This window comes from Blautia acetigignens (genome assembly GCF_025566865.1).
GTDB classification, from domain to species: Bacteria; Bacillota; Clostridia; order Lachnospirales; family Lachnospiraceae; genus Blautia_A; species Blautia_A acetigignens.
Genome location: NZ_JAOQJM010000002.1, coordinates 267037 through 287238 on the forward strand (window position 1 = coordinate 267037; position 20202 = coordinate 287238).

Annotated in this window: 18 protein-coding genes; 1 reads left to right on the plus strand and 17 read right to left on the minus strand. The window is 44.0% G+C overall.

What is annotated here, in order from left to right:
* Nucleotides 1-42: 42 nt before the first annotated feature.
* From OCV70_RS04090 to OCV70_RS04150, 13 genes are all read right to left on the minus strand, one after another.
* Nucleotides 43-669 carry an HAD family hydrolase gene (locus tag OCV70_RS04090; protein ID WP_243176772.1) on the minus strand — a complete coding sequence of 209 codons (627 nt, stop codon included), beginning with the start codon at nt 667-669 and terminating at the stop codon, nt 43-45.
* Nucleotides 653-1669, minus strand: a complete 1017-nt coding sequence (gene galE / locus OCV70_RS04095; RefSeq protein WP_021925202.1) for a UDP-glucose 4-epimerase GalE — start codon at nt 1667-1669, stop codon at nt 653-655. The genes OCV70_RS04090 and galE overlap by 17 nt, the downstream gene beginning before the upstream one ends.
* An 86-nt stretch (nt 1670-1755) precedes the next feature.
* Nucleotides 1756-2874: a phosphotransferase enzyme family protein gene (locus OCV70_RS04100; RefSeq protein WP_021925203.1), complete on the minus strand. Its 1119-nt coding sequence runs from the start codon at nt 2872-2874 to the stop codon at nt 1756-1758.
* A 3-nt stretch (nt 2875-2877) separates the two neighbouring features.
* On the minus strand, nt 2878-3804 hold the full coding sequence (locus tag OCV70_RS04105; protein ID WP_021925204.1) for a nucleotidyltransferase family protein: 927 nt from the start codon (nt 3802-3804) through the stop codon (nt 2878-2880).
* A 93-nt stretch (nt 3805-3897) separates the two neighbouring features.
* Nucleotides 3898-4716 (minus strand): acyltransferase domain-containing protein, encoded by an 819-nt coding sequence (locus OCV70_RS04110; protein WP_021925205.1) that lies wholly within the window; start codon nt 4714-4716, stop codon nt 3898-3900.
* Nucleotides 4707-5963, minus strand: coding sequence for a Gfo/Idh/MocA family protein (locus tag OCV70_RS04115; RefSeq protein WP_021925206.1), 1257 nt, complete (start codon nt 5961-5963; stop codon nt 4707-4709). The genes OCV70_RS04110 and OCV70_RS04115 overlap by 10 nt, the downstream gene beginning before the upstream one ends.
* A gap of 7 nt (nt 5964-5970) precedes the next feature.
* Nucleotides 5971-7281 carry an alpha-L-fucosidase gene (locus tag OCV70_RS04120; protein WP_021925207.1) on the minus strand — a complete coding sequence of 437 codons (1311 nt, stop codon included), beginning with the start codon at nt 7279-7281 and terminating at the stop codon, nt 5971-5973.
* Between the two features lie 47 nt (nt 7282-7328).
* Entirely contained in the window at nt 7329-8183 is an 855-nt protein-coding gene (locus tag OCV70_RS04125) for a carbohydrate ABC transporter permease (protein WP_021925208.1), read from the minus strand.
* Between the two features lie 15 nt (nt 8184-8198).
* Nucleotides 8199-9089 (minus strand): carbohydrate ABC transporter permease, encoded by an 891-nt coding sequence (locus OCV70_RS04130; protein WP_173765353.1) that lies wholly within the window; start codon nt 9087-9089, stop codon nt 8199-8201.
* Nucleotides 9090-9249: 160 nt separating this feature from the next.
* Complete coding sequence (locus tag OCV70_RS04135; RefSeq protein WP_021925210.1) at nt 9250-10527, minus strand: ABC transporter substrate-binding protein; 1278 nt, start codon at nt 10525-10527, stop codon at nt 9250-9252.
* Between the two features lie 248 nt (nt 10528-10775).
* On the minus strand, nt 10776-12056 hold the full coding sequence (locus OCV70_RS04140; protein ID WP_021925211.1) for an ABC transporter substrate-binding protein: 1281 nt from the start codon (nt 12054-12056) through the stop codon (nt 10776-10778).
* A complete protein-coding gene (locus OCV70_RS04145; protein WP_021925212.1) occupies nt 12040-12795 on the minus strand; it encodes a response regulator transcription factor in 756 nt (251 codons plus the stop codon). The genes OCV70_RS04140 and OCV70_RS04145 overlap by 17 nt, the downstream gene beginning before the upstream one ends.
* Complete coding sequence (locus OCV70_RS04150) at nt 12770-14524, minus strand: sensor histidine kinase (RefSeq protein ID WP_021925213.1); 1755 nt, start codon at nt 14522-14524, stop codon at nt 12770-12772. Before OCV70_RS04150 ends, OCV70_RS04145 begins: the two co-directional genes overlap by 26 nt.
* A gap of 317 nt (nt 14525-14841) precedes the next feature.
* Between OCV70_RS04150 and nagB the strand changes: the two genes are divergently transcribed.
* A complete protein-coding gene (nagB, locus tag OCV70_RS04155) occupies nt 14842-15567 on the plus strand; it encodes a glucosamine-6-phosphate deaminase (protein WP_021925214.1) in 726 nt (241 codons plus the stop codon).
* A gap of 28 nt (nt 15568-15595) precedes the next feature.
* Here nagB and OCV70_RS04160 read toward each other — a convergent pair whose 3' ends face one another.
* The 4 genes from OCV70_RS04160 to greA form a co-directional block, all read right to left on the minus strand.
* The gene (locus tag OCV70_RS04160; protein WP_021925215.1) at nt 15596-16930 is read right to left on the minus strand and encodes a sensor histidine kinase; all 1335 of its coding nucleotides are present in this window, start codon (nt 16928-16930) and stop codon (nt 15596-15598) included.
* Nucleotides 16927-17613, minus strand: coding sequence for a response regulator transcription factor (locus OCV70_RS04165; RefSeq protein WP_021925216.1), 687 nt, complete (start codon nt 17611-17613; stop codon nt 16927-16929). Before OCV70_RS04165 ends, OCV70_RS04160 begins: the two co-directional genes overlap by 4 nt.
* A 39-nt stretch (nt 17614-17652) precedes the next feature.
* A complete protein-coding gene (locus OCV70_RS04170) occupies nt 17653-19422 on the minus strand; it encodes a Na/Pi cotransporter family protein (protein WP_021925217.1) in 1770 nt (589 codons plus the stop codon).
* Between the two features lie 247 nt (nt 19423-19669).
* Complete coding sequence (greA, locus tag OCV70_RS04175; RefSeq protein ID WP_021925218.1) at nt 19670-20170, minus strand: transcription elongation factor GreA; 501 nt, start codon at nt 20168-20170, stop codon at nt 19670-19672.
* Nucleotides 20171-20202 lie beyond the last annotated feature (32 nt).

A 20202-nucleotide genomic window follows, 5' to 3' on the forward strand; every position in this document is an offset into this window, starting at 1 on the left:
TTTTGTTAGAAAAAGCTGCCCCCGGAGGGACAGCCTTTTTATTTACTCGGATAGCATTTTGTCGAGGATTTCGTTCAGCATCTCTCTTGATGTGACCTGGATTGCCTCAATTCCCATATTCCTTGCCGCTTCCACATTGTCTGCGCGGTCATCGAAGAACAGGCACTCCTCTGCTTTCAGATCATATTTCTCCAGAAGCAGCTCGTAGATTCTTCTGCCAGGTTTGATCTCCTTCACCTGGTAGGAAACGATTCCACCGTCAAGAACCTTCAAAAAAGAAGCATCCTTCGTATGCATCTCGAATAATTCTTTTGAATAATTGGACAATATGTAGATGTTATAGCCTTTTTTCTTTAGTCCGATAACCTTTTCCCAGATTTCAGGACGCTTCACAGCCATCCTTTCTCCATTTCTGAGAAACCATTCCATTACCCGGATATCCTGCGGATACAATTTACCATATTCCAGAATTGCCTCATCCAGAGTAATCCGGCCACCATCCAGACCAAGTCCCCACAGATCATTCTCAAACATTTCGTTTCCGATTCTGTTTGCCTCCTCCGAAGACAGCCCAAAATCTTCTGTGAGCATCTCAAACCAACGATACCCGATCAGAACATTTCCAACATCAAAAATCAAATTGCGAACCATATTAGTCATCATAACCATTCGGGTTATTGCTCTGCCATCTCCAGGAATCCTCGCACATTTCACGGATGCCGTTCTCTGCAGTCCAGCCAAGCTCTCTGGCTGCCTTGGAAGCATCGCAGTAGCAGGTTGCAATATCACCGGCACGACGTGGTTTGATCACATATGGAATCTTCACGCCTGTTGCTGCTTCAAAGTTCTTCACAATGTCAAGAACGCTGTAGCCCTTTCCTGTACCAAGGTTGTAAATTGCAAGTCCCGGATTCTCCTCGATTTTCTTCAATGCTTTTACATGACCCTTTGCAAGGTCTACAACATGGATATAATCTCTCACACCAGTTCCGTCCGGAGTGTCGTAGTCGTTTCCGAATACGCCAAGCTCTTTCAGCTTGCCAACAGCAACCTGTGTGATGTATGGCATAAGGTTGTTCGGGATACCATTTGGGTTCTCTCCGATGGTTCCGCTCTTGTGTGCTCCAATTGGATTGAAGTAACGAAGAAGCATTACATTCCACTCAGGATCAGCCTTCTGAATGTCAGTCAGCACCTGCTCCAGCATGGATTTGGTCCAGCCGTATGGGTTGGTGCACTGTCCCTTCGGGCACTCTTCTGTGATCGGGATCTGAGCCGGATCACCATATACAGTTGCAGAGGAAGAGAAAATAATATTCTTAACGCCGTGTTTTCTCATTACATCTACAAGAGTCAGGGTTCCTGCAATATTATTCTCATAATATTCCCATGGTTTCACTACAGACTCTCCAACTGCCTTCAGTCCGGCGAAATGAATACAGGAGTCAATGTCTTCTTTGTCAAAAATCTGGTCGAGTGCTTCTCTGTCCAGGATATCAGCTTTATAGAATTTCACTGGCTTGCCTGTAATTTTGGAAACTCTGTCAAGTGCCTTCTCGCTGGAATTGGACAGATTGTCCAGAACTACTACATCGTAACCGGAGTTCTGAAGTTCTACAACTGTGTGGCTTCCAATATATCCTGCACCGCCTGTTACTAAAATTGCCATGATAATTTCCTCCTTATGCAACCAACTTTTGGTTTCCTTATGGTATCCGCAAAGACAACTTATTCTCTGCAAGTTTTAGGATACCACTATTTATATTTTTGTACAATAGCTTTCATCTCAGATAATTTCTGTTCCATATCCCAAACAAGCTTAAACTGGGTTCTGGCACGATCCAGATTGTGATTTTCCCTGTGGATACGGAAATAATGGTCTCCCTCAAGGTGATCTGCAAGGAAGCGCATTCCACATTCAAAGGTCATAAGAATGGCGCCCATAGGAAGCATTTCCACTTCCAGATCTGTAAGTGCACCGCCGCAGCCTTCCAGGAATCCCTTTACATACACTTCAAACAGGTGAAGGTCACAGGATACTTTGGAAATGTCCTGTTCGTCCTCTGCTGCCGTGCTGGCTCCGAAGCGGATGGAATCTCCGAAATCATTCAGGGAAAGTCCCGGCATTACCGTATCAAGGTCAATGACGCAGATTCCCTTGTGGGTGACATCATCGATCATAATATTGTTCAGCTTGGTGTCATTGTGAGTTACGCGAAGCGGCAGCTTTCCTGCTTTCTGAAGGTCCACAAGGGTATGTGCCAGCTGCTCTCTTTCCAGGACAAACTGAATCTCCTTCTGGACATCAGCTGCGCGGCCGCACGCATCCTCTGCCACAGCCTTTTTGAAATCGCCGAAACGCTTCACTGTATTGTGAAAATCCGGAATGGTCTCATGAAGAGTTTCTGCCGGATAATCAGAAAGAAGTCTCTGGAAATTACCAAATGCAAGGGCACTCTGGTAGAAATCCTCATCATTTTCCACCTGGTCAAAGCAGGTCGCTCCTTCAATAAACAGGTAGGCTCTCCAGTATTCTCCTTCTTTATCTACCAGATAAGGGGAACCCTCGCGGTCATTGACAATATTCAAAGTCTCACGCTCCACATCCCCGCCGTTCTCCTGGATTTTCTTCTTCAGCCAGGAGGTGACTCCGCTGATATTTTCCATAAGGCCAACGGGATCCTTGAAAATCTGGTGATTCATTTTCTGCAGAATAAATTTTTTCTTTCCGGTATCTGTGGAAAATACCGCACAGTAAGTCTCGTTAATATGACCGTTTCCAAAAATACCAACCTCTTCCAGTTCTCCGCCAAAATCAAAGCCTGAAATTACTTCCAGCAGTTCCTGACGGCTTGCCTCTTTTGCTCTTTCCACGGATCAGTCCTCCCACAGCTTCTGAGGATAAACGCCTTCATCCTTCATCTTCTGGACAGCAGCCATTACAACCGGCTTGTCCTCTTTATAGGTAACGCCATACCATTTGTCCATGGATTTCAGCACCTTAACAGTGGCTTTCTTCTCACCAAGAAGCTCATCTACTACAAATGGAAGGAAATACTCGCACTTCAGCGGGTTCTTCTCTATGTTCTTCTCAAGGAATAACGGGAATCTGTCCTTCAGCTCCTTCAGAATGCTTGCGGAAAATCCCCACATGTTCATGGATACGGTAGCATCCATAGGAAGTGCGGTCCAGGTAGCACCGTCATCCTCTGTGTAGGCTGCGCCGCCGTCCTTTTTCTCAATGTGGGTACGCTCATTGATATCCTTCAGGTATCCGTCCTCGTCTGTCACACATACGCCTCGTGCCACATGGCCGTTGTCGGTAAGGGTGTTCTCCAGCTTGTAGCCAACCATCATATACTGGTAAACACCATCCTGATCCTGGTTCTTGGTAAGGAAATCATAAGCCATCTGAAATGCATGACGTCCATAATAATCGTCTGCATTGATAACTGCAAATGGTCCGTCGATCACATCGATACAGCTCATGATCGCATGACCTGTGCCCCATGGTTTCACACGTCCTTCCGGAACCTGATAGCCTTCCGGAAGATTGTGCAGATCCTGGAATACAAAGACTACCTCTGCATGCTTGCTCATGCGGTCGCCGATGGCTGCACGGAAATCTGCCTCGTTTTCTTTCTTTATGATAAATACAATTTTTTCAAATCCTGCCTGGAGCGCATCATAGATAGAAAAATCGATAATAATATCTCCCTCTTTATCTACCGGGTCGATCTGTTTGAGACCGCCGTATCTGCTTCCCATACCTGCTGCCATTACTACTAATGCTGGCTTTTTCATATTACTGCTACCTCCCTGCTTTCGCGCAATAAAATTTCAATTTTGTTACTCTGATTATCGTAACAGACTATCCCATTCTTGTCAATTTTAACCTCAAAGTTCCTGCAGAACTCCCAGCCCGTTTCCAAGTTTTTTCCCGGACAGAAGATACTGTTTTGCCCTTTTTTGCAGGGTGGTGTTTTCTGGATATTTTTCCGGATTTTCTTCCACCTTTCCGAAAATTCGCCACTCTGCTTCTTTCTCTGCAAAATCAATGTCCACAATCTGAAAATAATTCTGAAACTGCAGGATATTGCTTGTCTGTGAAAGTACTTCTTTCAGCCCCGGATATAAAAGCCAGGAATGACACAGATAAGGCAGCTCATCTCCCCAGAAGCTTTTTCCTTTTTCCAGGGAATGGGCTGCTGCCTGGGGTGTCAGCTTTTCCCCCTGCGGAATGTGGACACTGATCACCGGGTGGCCTTTTCTTATTTCCCAGCCCGCAGCGTGGATCTCCCATGGAGATTCCATTTTTTCAAATTCCAGCCTTCCCAGCCGGAAAATCTGCAGGTCAAAATGACGGAAAAACCAGTCGTATTCGTTGATGCCATACTCCCCATATTCCCGGAAGCAGTTTTCACACCATAGGGTAAGATCATAAAAGGTAGCGTCAAATATTTCATCCCCGATTCCCTGTGACTGATAATCCTCATAGGCTTCTACTCCCATGCGGCAGAAATCATACAAAAACCGCAGCCGATAGTCCTTATGCTGCTTTACCTTCTCATAAAACTGCTGCCTGTTTCTTTTATAAAGCATTTTATCCTGCAAATACTGTTCTTCTTTTATTCTTTTGGAAGCAGCCAGCTGTTTCAACATTTCCACAGCTGGCTGTACCATATGAATTCTATTCAAAAATTCAATTAATTCCACTTACAAAACTCCCCGAAATCGATAACCTGTCCTTTTACTCTTGCTTCCTCTGCTGCCAGGGCCATCAGATGGCTTTCCACAGAAACGGAGGCATCTGTCTTTCCTTTTTTGCCTTCTCCGATCATTCTTACGAAATCACGCATCATGCTCATGTCGCTTCCGTTGTGTCCCTTGGCCGGAGTGTGCAGCTGTATGGTTTCATGGTTCTGGCTTACGAAATCAATGATCTCGATCACGCCCGTGTCCATATCTCCCTTGATTTCCCCCTTTGTTCCCATAAGGCGGATCCGTCTTGCACACTGGTTGGTAAATGCGGTCATAAGGAAGGTAGCGGTCACCTGATTTTCAAAATGGATATCCACACTCTGATGATCCACAACGGTGTTATCACAGTGGAACACACATCTGCCGTAAGGCCCTTTTTTCAGCGCTTCCAGAACATGCTCCGGGTCTGCCGGATCTGTTACGGCATACACAAGCCCGTCATCCACTGCTTTGGGATGCTCCAGATAAAACCTTGGTGCATAAAAGGCACATTCATCCCTGTGGCTGCAGCCATCCAGACAATAGGCAGGCGCACCTTCGGGACTGTTTTCCTCTTTGAAATAAGATAATTCCCCGAAGGAGCTGATGCTTTCGCATTTGCTGTCCGCCAGCCACAGCATAATATCCATATCATGGCAGCATTTCTGCAGGATCATAGGGCTGGACTCCTCTGCATTTCGCCAGTTTCCGCGGACAAAGCTGTGAGCGTGGTGCCAGTAGCCCACTTCCTCCATGTGCTGAATGGTCATCAGCCTTCCGATTCTGCCCTCTTCCAGAAGTTCCTTTAATTTGGAAAAGAAGGGTGAATACCGAAGTACGTGGCACACAGACAAAATCCGGTTGTATTTTTTCGCCATCTCCCCCATCTTTATGATTTCTTTTTTGTCCGGTGACATGGGCTTTTCACAAAGTACGTGATAGCCTTTTTCCATTGCCATTACAACTGGCTCATAATGCATTTTATCCTGGGTGCAGACCATTGCGCAGTCCGCCATTTTTTCTTTTGCCAGAAGCTCCTCATAGCTTTTGAAGCATAATTCTTCCGGAATGTGATGCTTCGCAGCAAAAATCTCCCTGCGTTCTTTATCCGGCTCTGCAACTGCCACAACCTGAAATTCGTCCGGATGATCCAAAGCGTACTGGGAATACACATAGCCGCCCCTAAGACCCGCTCCGATCAAAATTGCTGTAACTTTTTTCATATTCTGCTCACCCCTGTCTCAAACGGATTTTTAAAACTGTGTCTTTCTCATCGGGCAGTGGATATGTAAATACCGGATTCTCCCCAAAGGATAAAAATGCCACATCCGGATACAATACGGTATTCCAAGCCTCTCCTCTGTTTACCTCACTTCCATCTGCAAGATAGGTAACGGATTCCAGCTTATCCGGCCCGATTCCATATAAAGGCAATGCACCAAGAGGAGTTTCATAAACATGGGCATAAATTACATCGCCATTCTGGGTATACCTTCCCCAATCCGGTTTTTCCAGCTGTGAAATACCGCAGCCGTAAATGCTCTCTTTATTTTTGTCCATCCATTTTCCCATCTCCGTGAGAATTTCCTCACTCTTAGTCGGAATGTTTCCCCGACCATCCGGACCCACGTTCAGGATCATGTTGCCGCCCTTGCTGACGCACTCCACCAGTTTTCGCACAAGCATCTGAGGTGTTTTGTACTGATAGTCGAAATTGCAATATCCCCAGTGGTTGTTCATAGTGGCACACAGTTCCCATGGAATGGGATTTCCATGTTCATCACACACACCCTTTGGCGGAATGATCTGCTCCGGGCTTGCGAAATCGCCGCTGTAGATCAGAGGTTCATCTGTGGTGATGCTGCCGTGATTGTCTCCTGCCCCTTCCAGGCGGTTGTCTATAATTACGTCCGGCTGGTAGGTGCGCACCATTTTAATCAGCTCAGTTGCCTTCCATTTTTCCCCAGTCATATCATCATAAGAAAAGTCAAACCACAGAAGATCCAGTTTGCCGTAATTGGTCACAAGCTCTTTTACCTGTCCATGCATGTATTCCAAATACCGGTCAAAATCAATTTTTTCATCCTTGTATGCCAGATTGTTCCGCATTGGATGCTGCCTGTCCCCATATTTGGGAAAGTCCGGATGATGCCAGTCAATAATGGAAAAATATAGTCCGGTCTTCAGCCCTTCCTCATGGCAGGCATCTACAAATTCTCTTACCAGATCGCGTCCGGCTTTTGTATTTGTTGCTTTGTAATCGGTCAGCTTGGAATCAAACAGGCAGAAGCCATCGTGATGCTTTGCAGTAAGAACTGCATATTTCATTCCCGCTTTTTTCGCCAGGCGAACCCACTTTTTCGGGTCATAATCTACAGGATCAAACTGTTCAAAATACTTGTGATATTCTTCTGTTGTCATTTCTTTTTCTGACATCATCCACTCGCCGCAAGCAGGAATGGAGTAAAGTCCCCAGTGAATAAACATGCCGAATCTGGCATCCATAAACCATTTTGTACGCTGTCTTATTTCTTCGTTCATATTATTTTCTCCTATTGTTTTCTAAGTCTTCAAGCGTGTTTGGAAAATCATCCCTTTACTGCTCCGCCGGACAGTGCCTCAATAAAGAATCTGCTGAAAATACAGTACAGAAGCACAGGAGGCAAAATGATAATTACCATAGCAGAAAAAAGTCCGTTGTAATTAGTATTAAAGGCAGTTGTAAAGGTGGACAAAAGTGCAGGCACGGTCAGCTTTTCCCTGGTGATCAGTACAAGAGAAGCCCAGTAATATTCGTTCCAGTTGTTCAAAAACGCAAGCACTGCAGCTGTCATAATACCAGGACGTGCAATTGGGAAAATTACTTTTACCCAGGTCTGTACATAGCCGCATCCGTCGATTCTGGCAGCCTCCTCAAGCTCTCTTGGAATGTTGTCATAATAGTTCTTGATTACAAAAAAGCTGACTGCAATTCCGCTGCAGGAGTAGATTAAAATCAGGGCGGATCTTGTATCATACAGATGCAGGCGGTTTACCAGGTTGTAAACCGGATAGGTAAGAGCTGTAGCAGGAATAAACATGGTAGAATATAATAAAATATTTACCAAAGCTTTTCCCTTGAATTCCATTCTTGCAACTACATAGGCAGACATGGAGATCATCACAACACTGATCATAACAGATACACCTGCTACGAATAAACTGTTTCCGAAGTACCTCAGCACATGCAGATCCCTAAAGGTAGAAATATATCCATCCAGGCAGATGGTCTCCGGAAGCTGAAATCCTGGCCGCGCCATAGGGTCCTTTTTCAAACTGGAGAGTACCAGCCATCCAAGTGGAACCAGTGACACGACAAGTGCCCACACAAGACAAATATAAGTGACAATTCTGGTTCCTGCCGGCATACTGTTTATGCCCCTTCCAGATTTCGTTTTTTTCATATTCTTCCTCTTTTCTTACTTTTTCTCTTTTTTGAAAGAAACACTGTATACAAAATTAATTACCAGAATGATCACCATTCCAGCCAAAATCTGAATCATGGCAACTGCATTTGCACGACCAAACTGGGTTCTTGGACTGGTGATTGCCAGTTCACGGATAATGTAGCTGATACTGTAGGTTCCGGCAGCACCTTTTGTCAGGAAATAAACCTCGTTGTAAAGGAGGAAGCCGGAAGTGGCAGCAAGTACAGATACGGTTTTTAAGGTTCCTTTTATCATAGGAATGGTGATATGCCAGTCCTGCTTCAGACCACTGGCTCCATCCAACATGGCTGCTTCCCTTACCTCTTCCGGTACTGCCATAATATTTCCCAGAATCATCAGGGTGGTGGTCCCAGTAAAAAAAATGTAGGCACAGGTCATTGCCACAAAAGCAGATCCCTTCAGAAGCAGAATATTATCAGTAAAGTCCTTATGAAAAAGACGAATAATTGGATTGATGATTCCATAGGACGGATTATACAGCTGTAAAAATACAATGCCCATTGCGGCAGTTGAAATCATATTTGGAATAATATAAACATTTCGTACAAATTTGATGCCTTTTACTTTTCTGGACAGTGCCAGAGCAATCAGAGTTGCTATAGGAATCTGAACCACCGCACCCAAAATTGCCCATGTTGTGGAATTACGAAGGGCTTCCCAGAAAAACGGATACTTGTTAAAAATATAATCATAATTATCCCAGAGATTGCTCCAGCCGAAAAATTCCGGACTGGTAATGTTAGTGTAATCCCATTTGCAAAAAGAAGTGACAAACACGGTGATAATGGGATACAGATAAAATACGCAAAATGCAATAAGAGTAGGTGCAAGAAAAGCAATGATAAAGCCTTTTCTACGCATTCCCAGCTTATTCTTTCTTTTGTTCACAGCTTTCAAATTTTCCAAATTAATACCTCCAGAGTAACCGTTTGCAGTTACCTTTCAAAAAGGGAAGGGATTGCTCCCCTCCCTTTCCTTCATAGTTTATGTTCATCACAGCATATTTCTAAATTTCTGTTATTCAGGCGATCAGTGCAATCAGTTCTGTCTGAAGCGCTGCGAATCTTGCATCAATATCAGTTCCAGATACTGCACACTCCATCAGTGCATTGATAATTGCCTTGTCAACGTCAGAGCCCCATGTGTAGTTCATATCGATTACTACATTTTCAGCTCCGTTTACCTCAGAGCAAGCCAGTGCAAGCTTCTTGGTTGCTGCATCATCACTGTTTTCGGCCAATGCATTTAAATCGATTGTTGTATTACATGGATTCGCCTGTACGCCTGTAAAGATTTTCTCCTGAACCTCTTCGCTTGTCATGTATTTAATAAACTCAAGTGCAAGCTCTGTTTTTTCCTCGCTCATGTTGTTTGCAACAGCAAGTCCGCCGCCTGCGGAAGCGATTGCGATGTTTCCCGGGAAAAGAGCCGGCTCGATCACATCACTAAGGGATGCGTCGATTCCGCTTGCATTCCATACGCCATTGAACAGAACACCAGCTTTGCCATTTGTATTAAACTCAGCCATAAGGTTTCCGTTGTCATCCGTTGTGTGCTCAGATCCGTTGTCCTGATCCAGCTTTGCTGCAGTCTTAAATGCATTTGCGAACTCATCAGAATTGATGGTATCTTCTGTAAGTTCAGATTCCAGCATTGCTTTTCCTTCGTCAGTAGATGCCATAACCGTATTTACAATATAGCTGGAACCCTGTCCTGCAATGTATCCGTAAACATCCTCATCCAGAGCACGGATTTTCTCCATAGCTGCTGCAAAGGAATCCCAGTTGGCAAAAGCATCCTCTGTGATTCCGGCTTTTTCAAAAATGTCAGAGTTGTACCACAGTCCGCGGCTTTCAATCTGATCGTGCACTGCATAGATATGTCCGTCAATATCATGCTGTGTGTAGTTCAGTCCAACAGCATCCTGAAGACCGTTCTCATCAATGTATGGCTTCAGGTCATATACAAGCTCCTGGGAAAGTGCTGCCTGGGGAACTCCGCCACCTCCAACATCTACCAGATCCGGGAAGGAACCGCCAGCAACCTGTGCGCTTACAATATCATCTCTGTTCTCCACTGCGATTGGTTTGAAAGTAACCGGTCCGTCTGCATGGGCTTCTGCAAACCCGTCATAAATATCACGCATTACCTGCGCTGCTGCCCACTCACTCTCATCCTGATAATAGCCATGGTAAAATTCCAGAACATCATCAGCAGCATAAGCTGTGCTTCCAAATCCAACCAATCCAGTAGTCCCCATTGCTGCTGCCAGTAAAACACTTACCATTTTTTTCTTCATTGAAAATTCCTCCTTCATAGCTTTATATGTCTTTGCTTTTACTATCCTTATTGTATCGTTGTTTTTGGTATTTTTGAATGAATCCAATTTGCATTTTACAGGTAATTATTGACATTTTCACAATAAAAACCAGGAATATATTTACTATTACTCAATATTTTACACTTTTTGCACAAAAATAAGATGAAGTTCAGCTTTTTCTTTCCCACTTCTGCTGATCTCCATCTTATTTTTTTGTTTGACAGTATTTATTTCTGACTGTTATTTTCTGTAGTTCGCATTTTTCCAAGACGTTTCTGAAAATCCTCCGGCGTCATTGCACCTGTCAATACGCGGAAAATATTGCCTGTAAAATAGGTCTTCTGATCTGCCGGCCACAGGTTATCCGGAACTTCAATTTTCCTGTCAGCTCCAAGCACCAAAGAAGCAGCCTGGTACAGACGGGGCATTGCCTCCTTGTAGGCATCCAGCACCACGTGTTCATTTGCCGGAATCTGCTCTGTTTCCTCCAGGATTCTTTTTTGTACCTTTTCGCTGAGCATATATTTCAGAAAATCGACAGCGGCATTCTCCTTCTGCTCATTTTGGCTATTTCCCAACACATAGCCAAGGCATGCTGATTCGCAGGAAACCGCATCCTGGGAAAAGGTGGGAAGCAGGGCATATCTGGCATTGATATTTTCAGAAATCATGGAAGCGCCCCAGACACCATTTACATACACTGCCAGCTTTCCTTCGTTAAACAGTCTAGTCTCATCCAAATAGCTGTATTCTGCATTTTCTGAAGCAGAATAAGCATAGATTCCCTGAAGCTGCTTAAGCACCTCCCGAACCTGGTTCTTCCATGAAATCTGGTTTTCCTCATCTTCCAGCTTTTCCAGCAGCATCTGATCCATAAAATAAAGATATCCCTCCGGCGAGGTCTGAAGCGGCTTTACCTCATTCTCCTGCTCGTTGGCCCATTTTAGTATTTTGTAGCACATGCCACGAAATGCATCCCAGGATTTCGGAAGGCTTTTCACCCCTGCCGCATCTAAAATATCCTTATTGTACCAATACCCACCACTCAAGGATAAAACATCTGCTACGGTGAACAGCTGTCCGTTATCTGTCGTCCAGTAATTCAAATTAGTTCTGGAAATATTCGCCGCAAACTCCTTATCTTCTTTCAGGTAAGGCATAATATCCAGTGCCATATTGTTTTTCACAATAAAATCGTAGGTCGTGTTCTGTCCCATTCCGCTGAAGGTGATCACATCCGGCATGTTTCCCACCATGATCATATCTTCCACTTTGCGCAGCATCTCCTCCCGTGCAGGCATGGATATCATTTGGACTTCAATATCCGGATTTTCCTTCTGGAAGCCATCGTAAATATCACGCATTGCAACATGGTCTGCCCCGGTTCCGCCCCAGGCATGGATCACTGTAATAGTCACAGGCTCTTTTTCCCTTTCTCCGCATCCGCAAAGAGACAGTGCCAGCAGCAATATAAGGCCAGACAGGCTGTTTCTACTTCGTCTCTTCATTTTTTTCTCTTTTCCTGAATTCTTTTGGAGATACTCCTGTGATCTTTTTGAACATCTTGGAAAAATATCCTGCATCCTCCACTCCCACAGCCTCTGAAATTTCATAGGTCTTCATATCGGTATTCCGCAAATAATCCTTCGCAGCCTCAATACGTTTATTCAAAATAGCATCAAACAGATTTACTCCTGTTTTGTTTTTGTAAAAACGGCTTAAATAGCTTCGGTTCACATGCAGGGTATCTGCAATGTCATCCAGCGTAATCTTATTACGGTAATTTCCTTCCACATACTGTTCCACCTGGGAAAGCAGGGATTCCGGTTCCTCGGTTCTTCTGGCTTCGGTTGTTTCAAATTCTTTTTTCAGCCTGGATAGGTTCCCGATTGCTTTTTCCACAGCTTCCGGAAGCTCATCAATAATGGAAATTTTCAGTACATAACCGCAGGCACTGTACTTGATGGCTTCCTTTGCATATTCAAAATCCGAATATGCAGTAAGAATGATCACCTGGGTTTCCGGACTTGTTTCATATATATATTTACATACCTGAAGCCCGTCTACGCCTGGCATCTGGATATCAGTGATCACAATATCCGGCATGCTTCCGGTAATCCCGTCCAGAAGTTCCTGACCATCGCTGACCACCTTTTCCAGACTGCAGTCCATTTTCTCCCAGTTGATCAGCTTCTGCAGGGCTTCCCTGATATAGCTTTCATCATCTGCTGCCAATACTTTCCACATAGCTCTCTCCTTTTTCAATAGGAACCAGTATCTCAATTCTGGTTCCCTTTCCCTTCTCACTCCACACCTTAAATTCATGGTCATCTCCATACAGGATCTGAAGCATTCTTCTGGTGTTTTCCCATCCGGTATGAGTGTGTTCTATCTTATTCTTCTCTCCTGATTTCTCCTGTTTTTCCTCCATTTTGGTAAAATCAATACCCACTCCGTTATCTTCCACGCAAATATGAAGCAGCTCCCTTTCGTAAAGATGAACCTTCAGCATTCCTTTTTCCCGTTTTGGTTCCAAACCATGGGACACCGCATTTTCCACCAGAGGCTCGATAAGAAGGCGTGGAATCAGATTGTTCTCTATGTCCGGATTTTCCAACATCACTTCATAGGAAAGCTTGTCCTGGTATCTGCTTTTCTGCAGATACAAATAAAACTGCACAATTTCCAGTTCTTCCTTTACCTTGATCTTAATCTCTTTTTCCCTGAAGATCTTACCCTGCATCAGCTTGGAAAATGCATTCAGGCCGTCGTAAACCTCCTCGTTTCCCGCCATTTTTGCCTTCAGGCTGAGCATGGCCAGAATGTTGAACTGAAAATGAGGATTAATCTGAGACTGCAGATACTTTACCTGGGCGCGGACCGCCAGAATCTCTTTCTCATATACCTGTGTAATCAGATACTCAATTCTGTCTGCCATCTGGTTGAACACAATCCCCATATCATGAAATTCCTGAATGGAGGAATCCTCCATGCGCACATCCAGCTTAGGCTTGCCAAATGCCTGAATGCTCTGAATCATTCTTGTTACCGGTTTGGTAAAACGATAGCTGGTAACATAGGATACCAGAAAGGTGATGGCAATTACCACGATCAGTCCTACCAAAAAGATCAAAAGAGTGGGTTTCAAAATGGAAAAAATGTTTCCATATCCAACTGCGATAACTGTTCGCACCCCGAAGCCACACTGATCTGCATAACCAATTACCCTCGCATTACCCAGTGCCCTGATTCCACTCCAGGAAATCTCTGTTTTCTGAAGTGCCAGAATATTTTCCTTATCACCACCTGATGCAAGAAGCATATCTGTTTTGTCAAGTACTGCCCAGGAACCATTGCTGTAGGAATTCACTGCATTTAATACAGCCGCTGCAGCCGCCTGGGAAATCTGGACGATTCCCACTCCTTTTTCCTGCATGCTGTCATCATAGATACGGAAAAAAATATTTATCTCATCCACATCAGTCAGACAGATATATTGGCTTTCTGTTATTTTCAAACTCTGCAGCATGTTTTCATACCGGCTTTTCTGCTCCCGCTCAGCAGCCAGGGTAGTAGCATAATAATGTTCATAAATGCAGTCATCACTGTTGTTAAACAGATAAATGCTTGTCACAAAGGGCAGCTGCCTGTCCACCATGTTCCGCTGTGAAAACAGCTCCATGCTATAGGAAAGCTGAGATTCAATTTCATCTGGATCATAGTCTTTCTCCTGAAAAAAATCATCCAGCACTGTATTGTGGCGTATGGTGATCACACTGTCCTCAATAAACTGCATATGCGCCTGATACTGCTGACTGGTGTTGCGAAGCACGTACTCAATATCTTCCTGGGTCTTCTGGAAAAAGAAAGAAAAGAAAACATAGAAAACAGCTACGCATGCAGACAGCAGGGTGCACGCAGATGCCAGTATCATAAGAAGGGTCAGTTCTTTTTTTAATGTGTGTTTTTTCTTCATTTTTATAATTCCTGTGCATAAATTGCGCATCATCTCTGATATGGAATCAGATTTTATGCTGTTATTTTCATTATAGAAAATGATTTTCCAACATGCAATCACTTTTCACCAAAAAGGCAAAAAAGAGCAGAAATATTTATAGCATTTCTTACAAATATACGTTATACTGATAGTGTCAGAAATACAGGGGCAGGGGTTTTCAGATGGCAGCATCCCATATGCCGTTATTTTTTTGCACCCTGTTGATGATATGCGCTATCGGCTTTTCCCCATCAAAGCGGATAAGCATGCCATATAGATAGAGAAGGAGATCAGATATGAAGGTTATTAAAGTAAAAAATTATGAAGAGCTCAGCCGTACTGCGGCTACAATTATTGCAGGCACTATCTTATCCAAACCAGACTGCATCCTTGGTCTTGCTACCGGTTCTTCACCGGTTGGAACCTATGACCAGCTGGCAGCAATGTATGAGGATGGAATCCTTGATTTTTCACATGTTAAGTCCGTTAACCTGGATGAGTATGTAGGGCTGGACGGCTCCAACGACCAGAGCTACCGCTATTTCATGAACAAGAATCTGTTCAGCAGAGTGAATATTGATATTAAGAATACATATGTTCCTGATGGAACCAATCCAGATGCAGATGCATGCTGCAGCGCATACAATACTCTGCTTGAGAATATTGGCACAGTTGATTTACAGCTTCTTGGAATCGGACCCAACGGTCATATCGGTTTTAATGAGCCGGCTGATCACTTCGAGGCAGGCACACACTGTGTAGATCTTACAGATGCAACCATTCAGGCAAATAAGAGATTCTTTGCAAGTGAAGAGGATGTTCCGCGTAAAGCCTATACTATGGGAATTGGCAATATTATGCGTGCTAAGAGCATCCTTCTGGTTGCCAACGGCAAAAACAAGGCAAAGGCTCTTGCAGCAGCCCTCAAGGGTCCGGTTACTCCACAGTGTCCGGCTTCTATTCTTCAGTTCCATCCAAATGCCATTATTGTGGCAGATGAGGACGCAATGAGCGAACTGTAAATCTCAATTTCATACAAAATGGAGCTGCCTAAAATAGCAGCTCCATTTTTGTACCTTTTCCAAGATCACTATCCACTGTAATCTTCGCATGGTGTAAATTAGCTCCATGCTTGACAATGGACAGTCCAAGTCCTGTTCCTCCGGTTTGCCGTGAATGGCTTTTATCCACCCGGTAAAACCGTTCAAATATTCGTTTTTGTTCTGATTTTGGAATTCCTATTCCGTCATCCTCTACCCTGTAAAATGGCTTTCCGCCTCTTTTTCCCACATAAATATGGATGTGTCCACCTGGATTGGTATAGCGCACTGCATTATCTGCAATATTGTAAAGCATTTCGTAAAGAACATGGCGTACTCCCTGAATAGTTGCCGGCTCTCCGTGATAATCCAGAAGGATTTCTTTTTTCTCTGCGTGACTGCGAAGATTATTTACCACATCCTGGGCAAGCTCATCCAATTCCACACTCTCCATGGAAACTGTGCTGTCCTGCTGTTCATCCAGACGGGAAAGCTGAATAATATCTGCCACCAGATTTCCCAGACGATTGGCCTCCTTATAGATTCTTCCTGAAAAATCAGCAATGTTCTCCGGTCTGACCATTCCGTTCATCATCAGCTCTGCATAACCGGAAATAGACATAAGCGGAGTTTTCAGTTCATGAGAAACATTGGCGGAAAATTCCCTGCGCACAGCTTCTGTTTTTTTCAGTTCTTCCAGCTGGCTTGCAATCTGCTTATTTTGCTGGTCAACCCTCACAAGAAGAGGCCGAAGCTCCTCATAACACACATTGTCGAGAGGTTTCTCCAGATTCAGATTATTAATAGGCTCGATCAGGCTCTTTGTCTGCTGCTGTGCAAGCACATATTCTACCAGGATGATTAGAATCATAAGAAGCCCAAGCAAAGTAAAGCTTGTCATCAAAGTATGAAAAACACTGTCTGTTGTTTTTGCCAGACGCAGGATTCTGCCATCAGACAGCTTCACTGCATAATAAAAGGTCTGCCGGGCAAGGGTTTCTGAATAACGGACGATCTCACCCTGCCCGCTCTCCATTGCCTGAATAAATTCAGGACGATCGCTGTGATTAGGAAGCAAAGAAGCATCAGCCTCACTATCGTAAAGAACATTTCCGTCTTTATCCGTAAGCGTAATACGAGTATCTGTAGCTTGTCCCACTTTTTCATTCAGATAGATTGTTCCTGCTTCCTCCAGCCCTACCTTTACATATTCGGCTTCATTTCTAACTCCTGTTTTCATAACTGAATCAAATTTTCCATACATCACAAAGCTTGCAGCCACAAAAGTTAAAAGCACTGTAAGAATAATCATTATGCTGGTATGATTCAGAATTTTCTGCTTCATCCCTGATTTCCTCCCTTATCCGCCATGCGATAGCCCACACCACGAACAGTTTCAATCAGTCTGCCGGTATCTCCTAACTTCTGGCGAAGGGTTCGAACATGTACATCCACAGTTCTTGTTTCTCCGTCAAAATCATATCCCCATATGTGACACAGAATCTGGTCACGGGTCATAACAATTCCTCTGTTTTCCATAAGGTAGAGAAGAAGCTCAAATTCTTTTCTGGTTAGTTCTACAGGCTGATCGTCACTGTAAACCTGATGACGTCCCGGGAAAATACTCAGTTCCTCGCAACGCAGCTCTCTGTCATCTCCGTGACGGCTGCTGCGCCGAAGCACAGCCTTCACCCTGGCAATAAATTCCATCATTCCAAAGGGCTTGGTAATATAATCATCTGCGCCTGCTTCCAGGGCACGCACCTTATCAAATTCAGCCTCTTTGGCAGTTACCATAATTACCGGAATATCTCTGGTTCCGGAGGATTTTTTCAGCTTATCCAGAATCGAATAGCCATCCTCTCCCGGGAGCATAATATCCAGAAGGATCAGTTCCGGCTCCTCTTGTGCAAGAGCCTGCCACAGCTCCAAAGGATCTGCCAGGCCTTTTGCATGAAAGCCTGTGGTCTCCAGGGTGTATACCAGAAGATCACGAATGTTGTTGTCGTCCTCTACGCAAAAAATCATTTTCAGTTCTCTCCTCCCATACGCATTATCTGCGCACATTTATGGAAGCATATAGTTTACTCTTGCCGCCTCAAGCTCGTGGTGAAAAAGCTCTCCCGGAGCATTTTTCACAGAGTCCAGATGGCTGTGCGTGTCATATAGGTCTTCCCTTACCTGTGTTACACAGACGCCAATATTAGAGCAATGATCTGCAATTCGCTCAAGACTTGTAGTTACATCGGACAAAATAAATCCCATCTCAATAGTGCATTCTCCTGCTCTAAGGCGGTTTACATGGCGTCTTTTTAATTCACGGCTAAGCTCGTCGATCACTTCCTCTAAAGGTTCGATTTCCTCTGCCAGCTGAATGTCCTGGTTGGCAAATACAGCATACGCCTTATCCACAATATCAACCACCGCTTTTTCCATAACATGAAGCTCCTTCACTGCCTGTGGAGAAAAAACTGCATTTTTTTCCCACATCTCTTTGGCTGATTTCATAATACTTAAAGCATGATCAGAAATACGTTCAAAGTCACCGATGCAATGAAGCATAATAGAAAGGCTGTGACTATCCTCTACTGAAAGCTCCTTCTGATTCAATTTAATCAGATAGGTTCCAAGCTCATCCTCATAGCGGTCAACCTTTGCCTCGATTTTTTCCACACGGAACGCATTTTCCTCCTGAAAACTATCCAGAAGTCCAAAGGAAAGCTTCAGCGCATTTTGAGACTGCTCTGCCATTTTTTTTGCTGCTGTTTTGCTCTGTTCAATGGCAATTCCAGGATTGCTCAAAAAGCGGGATTCCAGGATCATAAACTCCTGATCTTCTTCTGAGATGGCTTTTTCTTCTTTGGTATCACGAATAGTCGCACATGCCATTTTTACAAGAACGTCACCAAACGGAAGAAGCACAACAGTTGCAATTACATTAAATGCACTATGAATAACAGCAATTCCTGCCGGTCCTGCCACATCATTTATAAATGAAAAATGTAAAAATGTATTAAGAAGATAGAAAACACCCATAAATGCAATGGTTCCCACAATGTTAAAGTACAGATGAACCACAGCTGCACGCTTTGCGTTTTTGGTTGCACCAACAGAAGAAAGCATAGCTGTAATACAGGTTCCAATGTTCTGTCCCATGATAATCGGCAGGGCCGTGCCGTACTGAACGGCACCGGTTACACAAAGTGCCTGAAGAATTCCTACGGAAGCAGAGGATGACTGAATAACCGCAGTCAAAAGCGCACCTGCCAACACTCCCAGAATCGGGTTGGAAAATTTCAGCAGAATATTAGTAAATTCCGGAACCTGGGCAAGCGGCTTTACAGCGCCGCTCATAGTGTTCATTCCGAACATAAGCACTGCAAATCCTACCATAATGTTTCCTATATCCTTCTTTTTTTCATCGTGAAGAAAAACAATGAAAATCACACCAATCAGTGCCAGAATAGGTGAAAATGAGCTTGGATTTAATAATTTCACAAAGAAATTCGAGCTTTCAATTCCGGCAAGACTAAGAATCCATGCAGTAATCGTAGTACCGATATTTGCTCCCATAATGAAGCCAACGGCCTGGGATAAGTGCATGATTCCTGAGTTTACAAAGCCTACAACCATAACTGTCGTTGCTGATGACGATTGAATAACTGCTGTCACGGCAGCGCCAACCAGAACTGCCTTTAATCTGTTTGAAGAAAGATTCTCAAGAATCTTCTCAAGCTTTCCTCCTGAAAGCTTTTCCAGTCCGTCTCCCATAACCTGCATTCCGTACAAGAACATTGCCAGGCCTCCCAGCAAAGTCAGGATGCTAAAAAAATCCATTCTTTTTCCTCTCCTTTTATCCATTTGTTAGAGTTTGTTTGTTTCTTGGTTATGAGATTAATATAGGTGGTCTATGTAAAATTTCGGGGGAGAGGAATGTTAAATCTATGTAAAATACTTTACATTTCCCTGGTTTTTACTACCAAATCTTTGTTAAATCACATTGGCTCCAATGTAAAATTACTGTAAATGCGGCTGGTGAGCCTGGAAAACAACTGAATGCAGCATTTTATCCGGTAAAGGTCTTTTAAAATCCTCTTATCTCTTCCTCCTCAGAGTGGGTTTTGTCAATGGAGCGGATTTCCAGGAAGTAGCTGTAATTATCATTTACTTTTACTTCCACGCGGTCGCCTACCTTGTGGCCTTTTAATGCCATGCCGATGGGGGAATCAATGCTGATCCGGTTCTCCATGGAGTTTCCCCTGATGGATGTAACCAGCTTGTATTTATCAATCTCGTCATCCTCCTCGAAATAAACCTCCACAATATCATCCATTCCTACTTCATCACTGCTGGATTTGTCCGATACGATGGTGGCTGTTTTTAACATGTTCTCCAGATAGCGGATACGGCTCTCGTTCTGGTTCTTATGGCGCTTGGCAGCATAGTACTCGAAATTCTCGCTTAAGTCGCCCTGGGCACGTGCTTCCTTTACCGCTTCAATGGCTTCCTTACGGATTACCAGCTTGCGATGCTCAATTTCCTGCTCAATTTTCTCAACATCCTTGCGGGTAAGCTTCTCTCTCATTTTTGATACATCTCCTTTATCTCATCATTTTC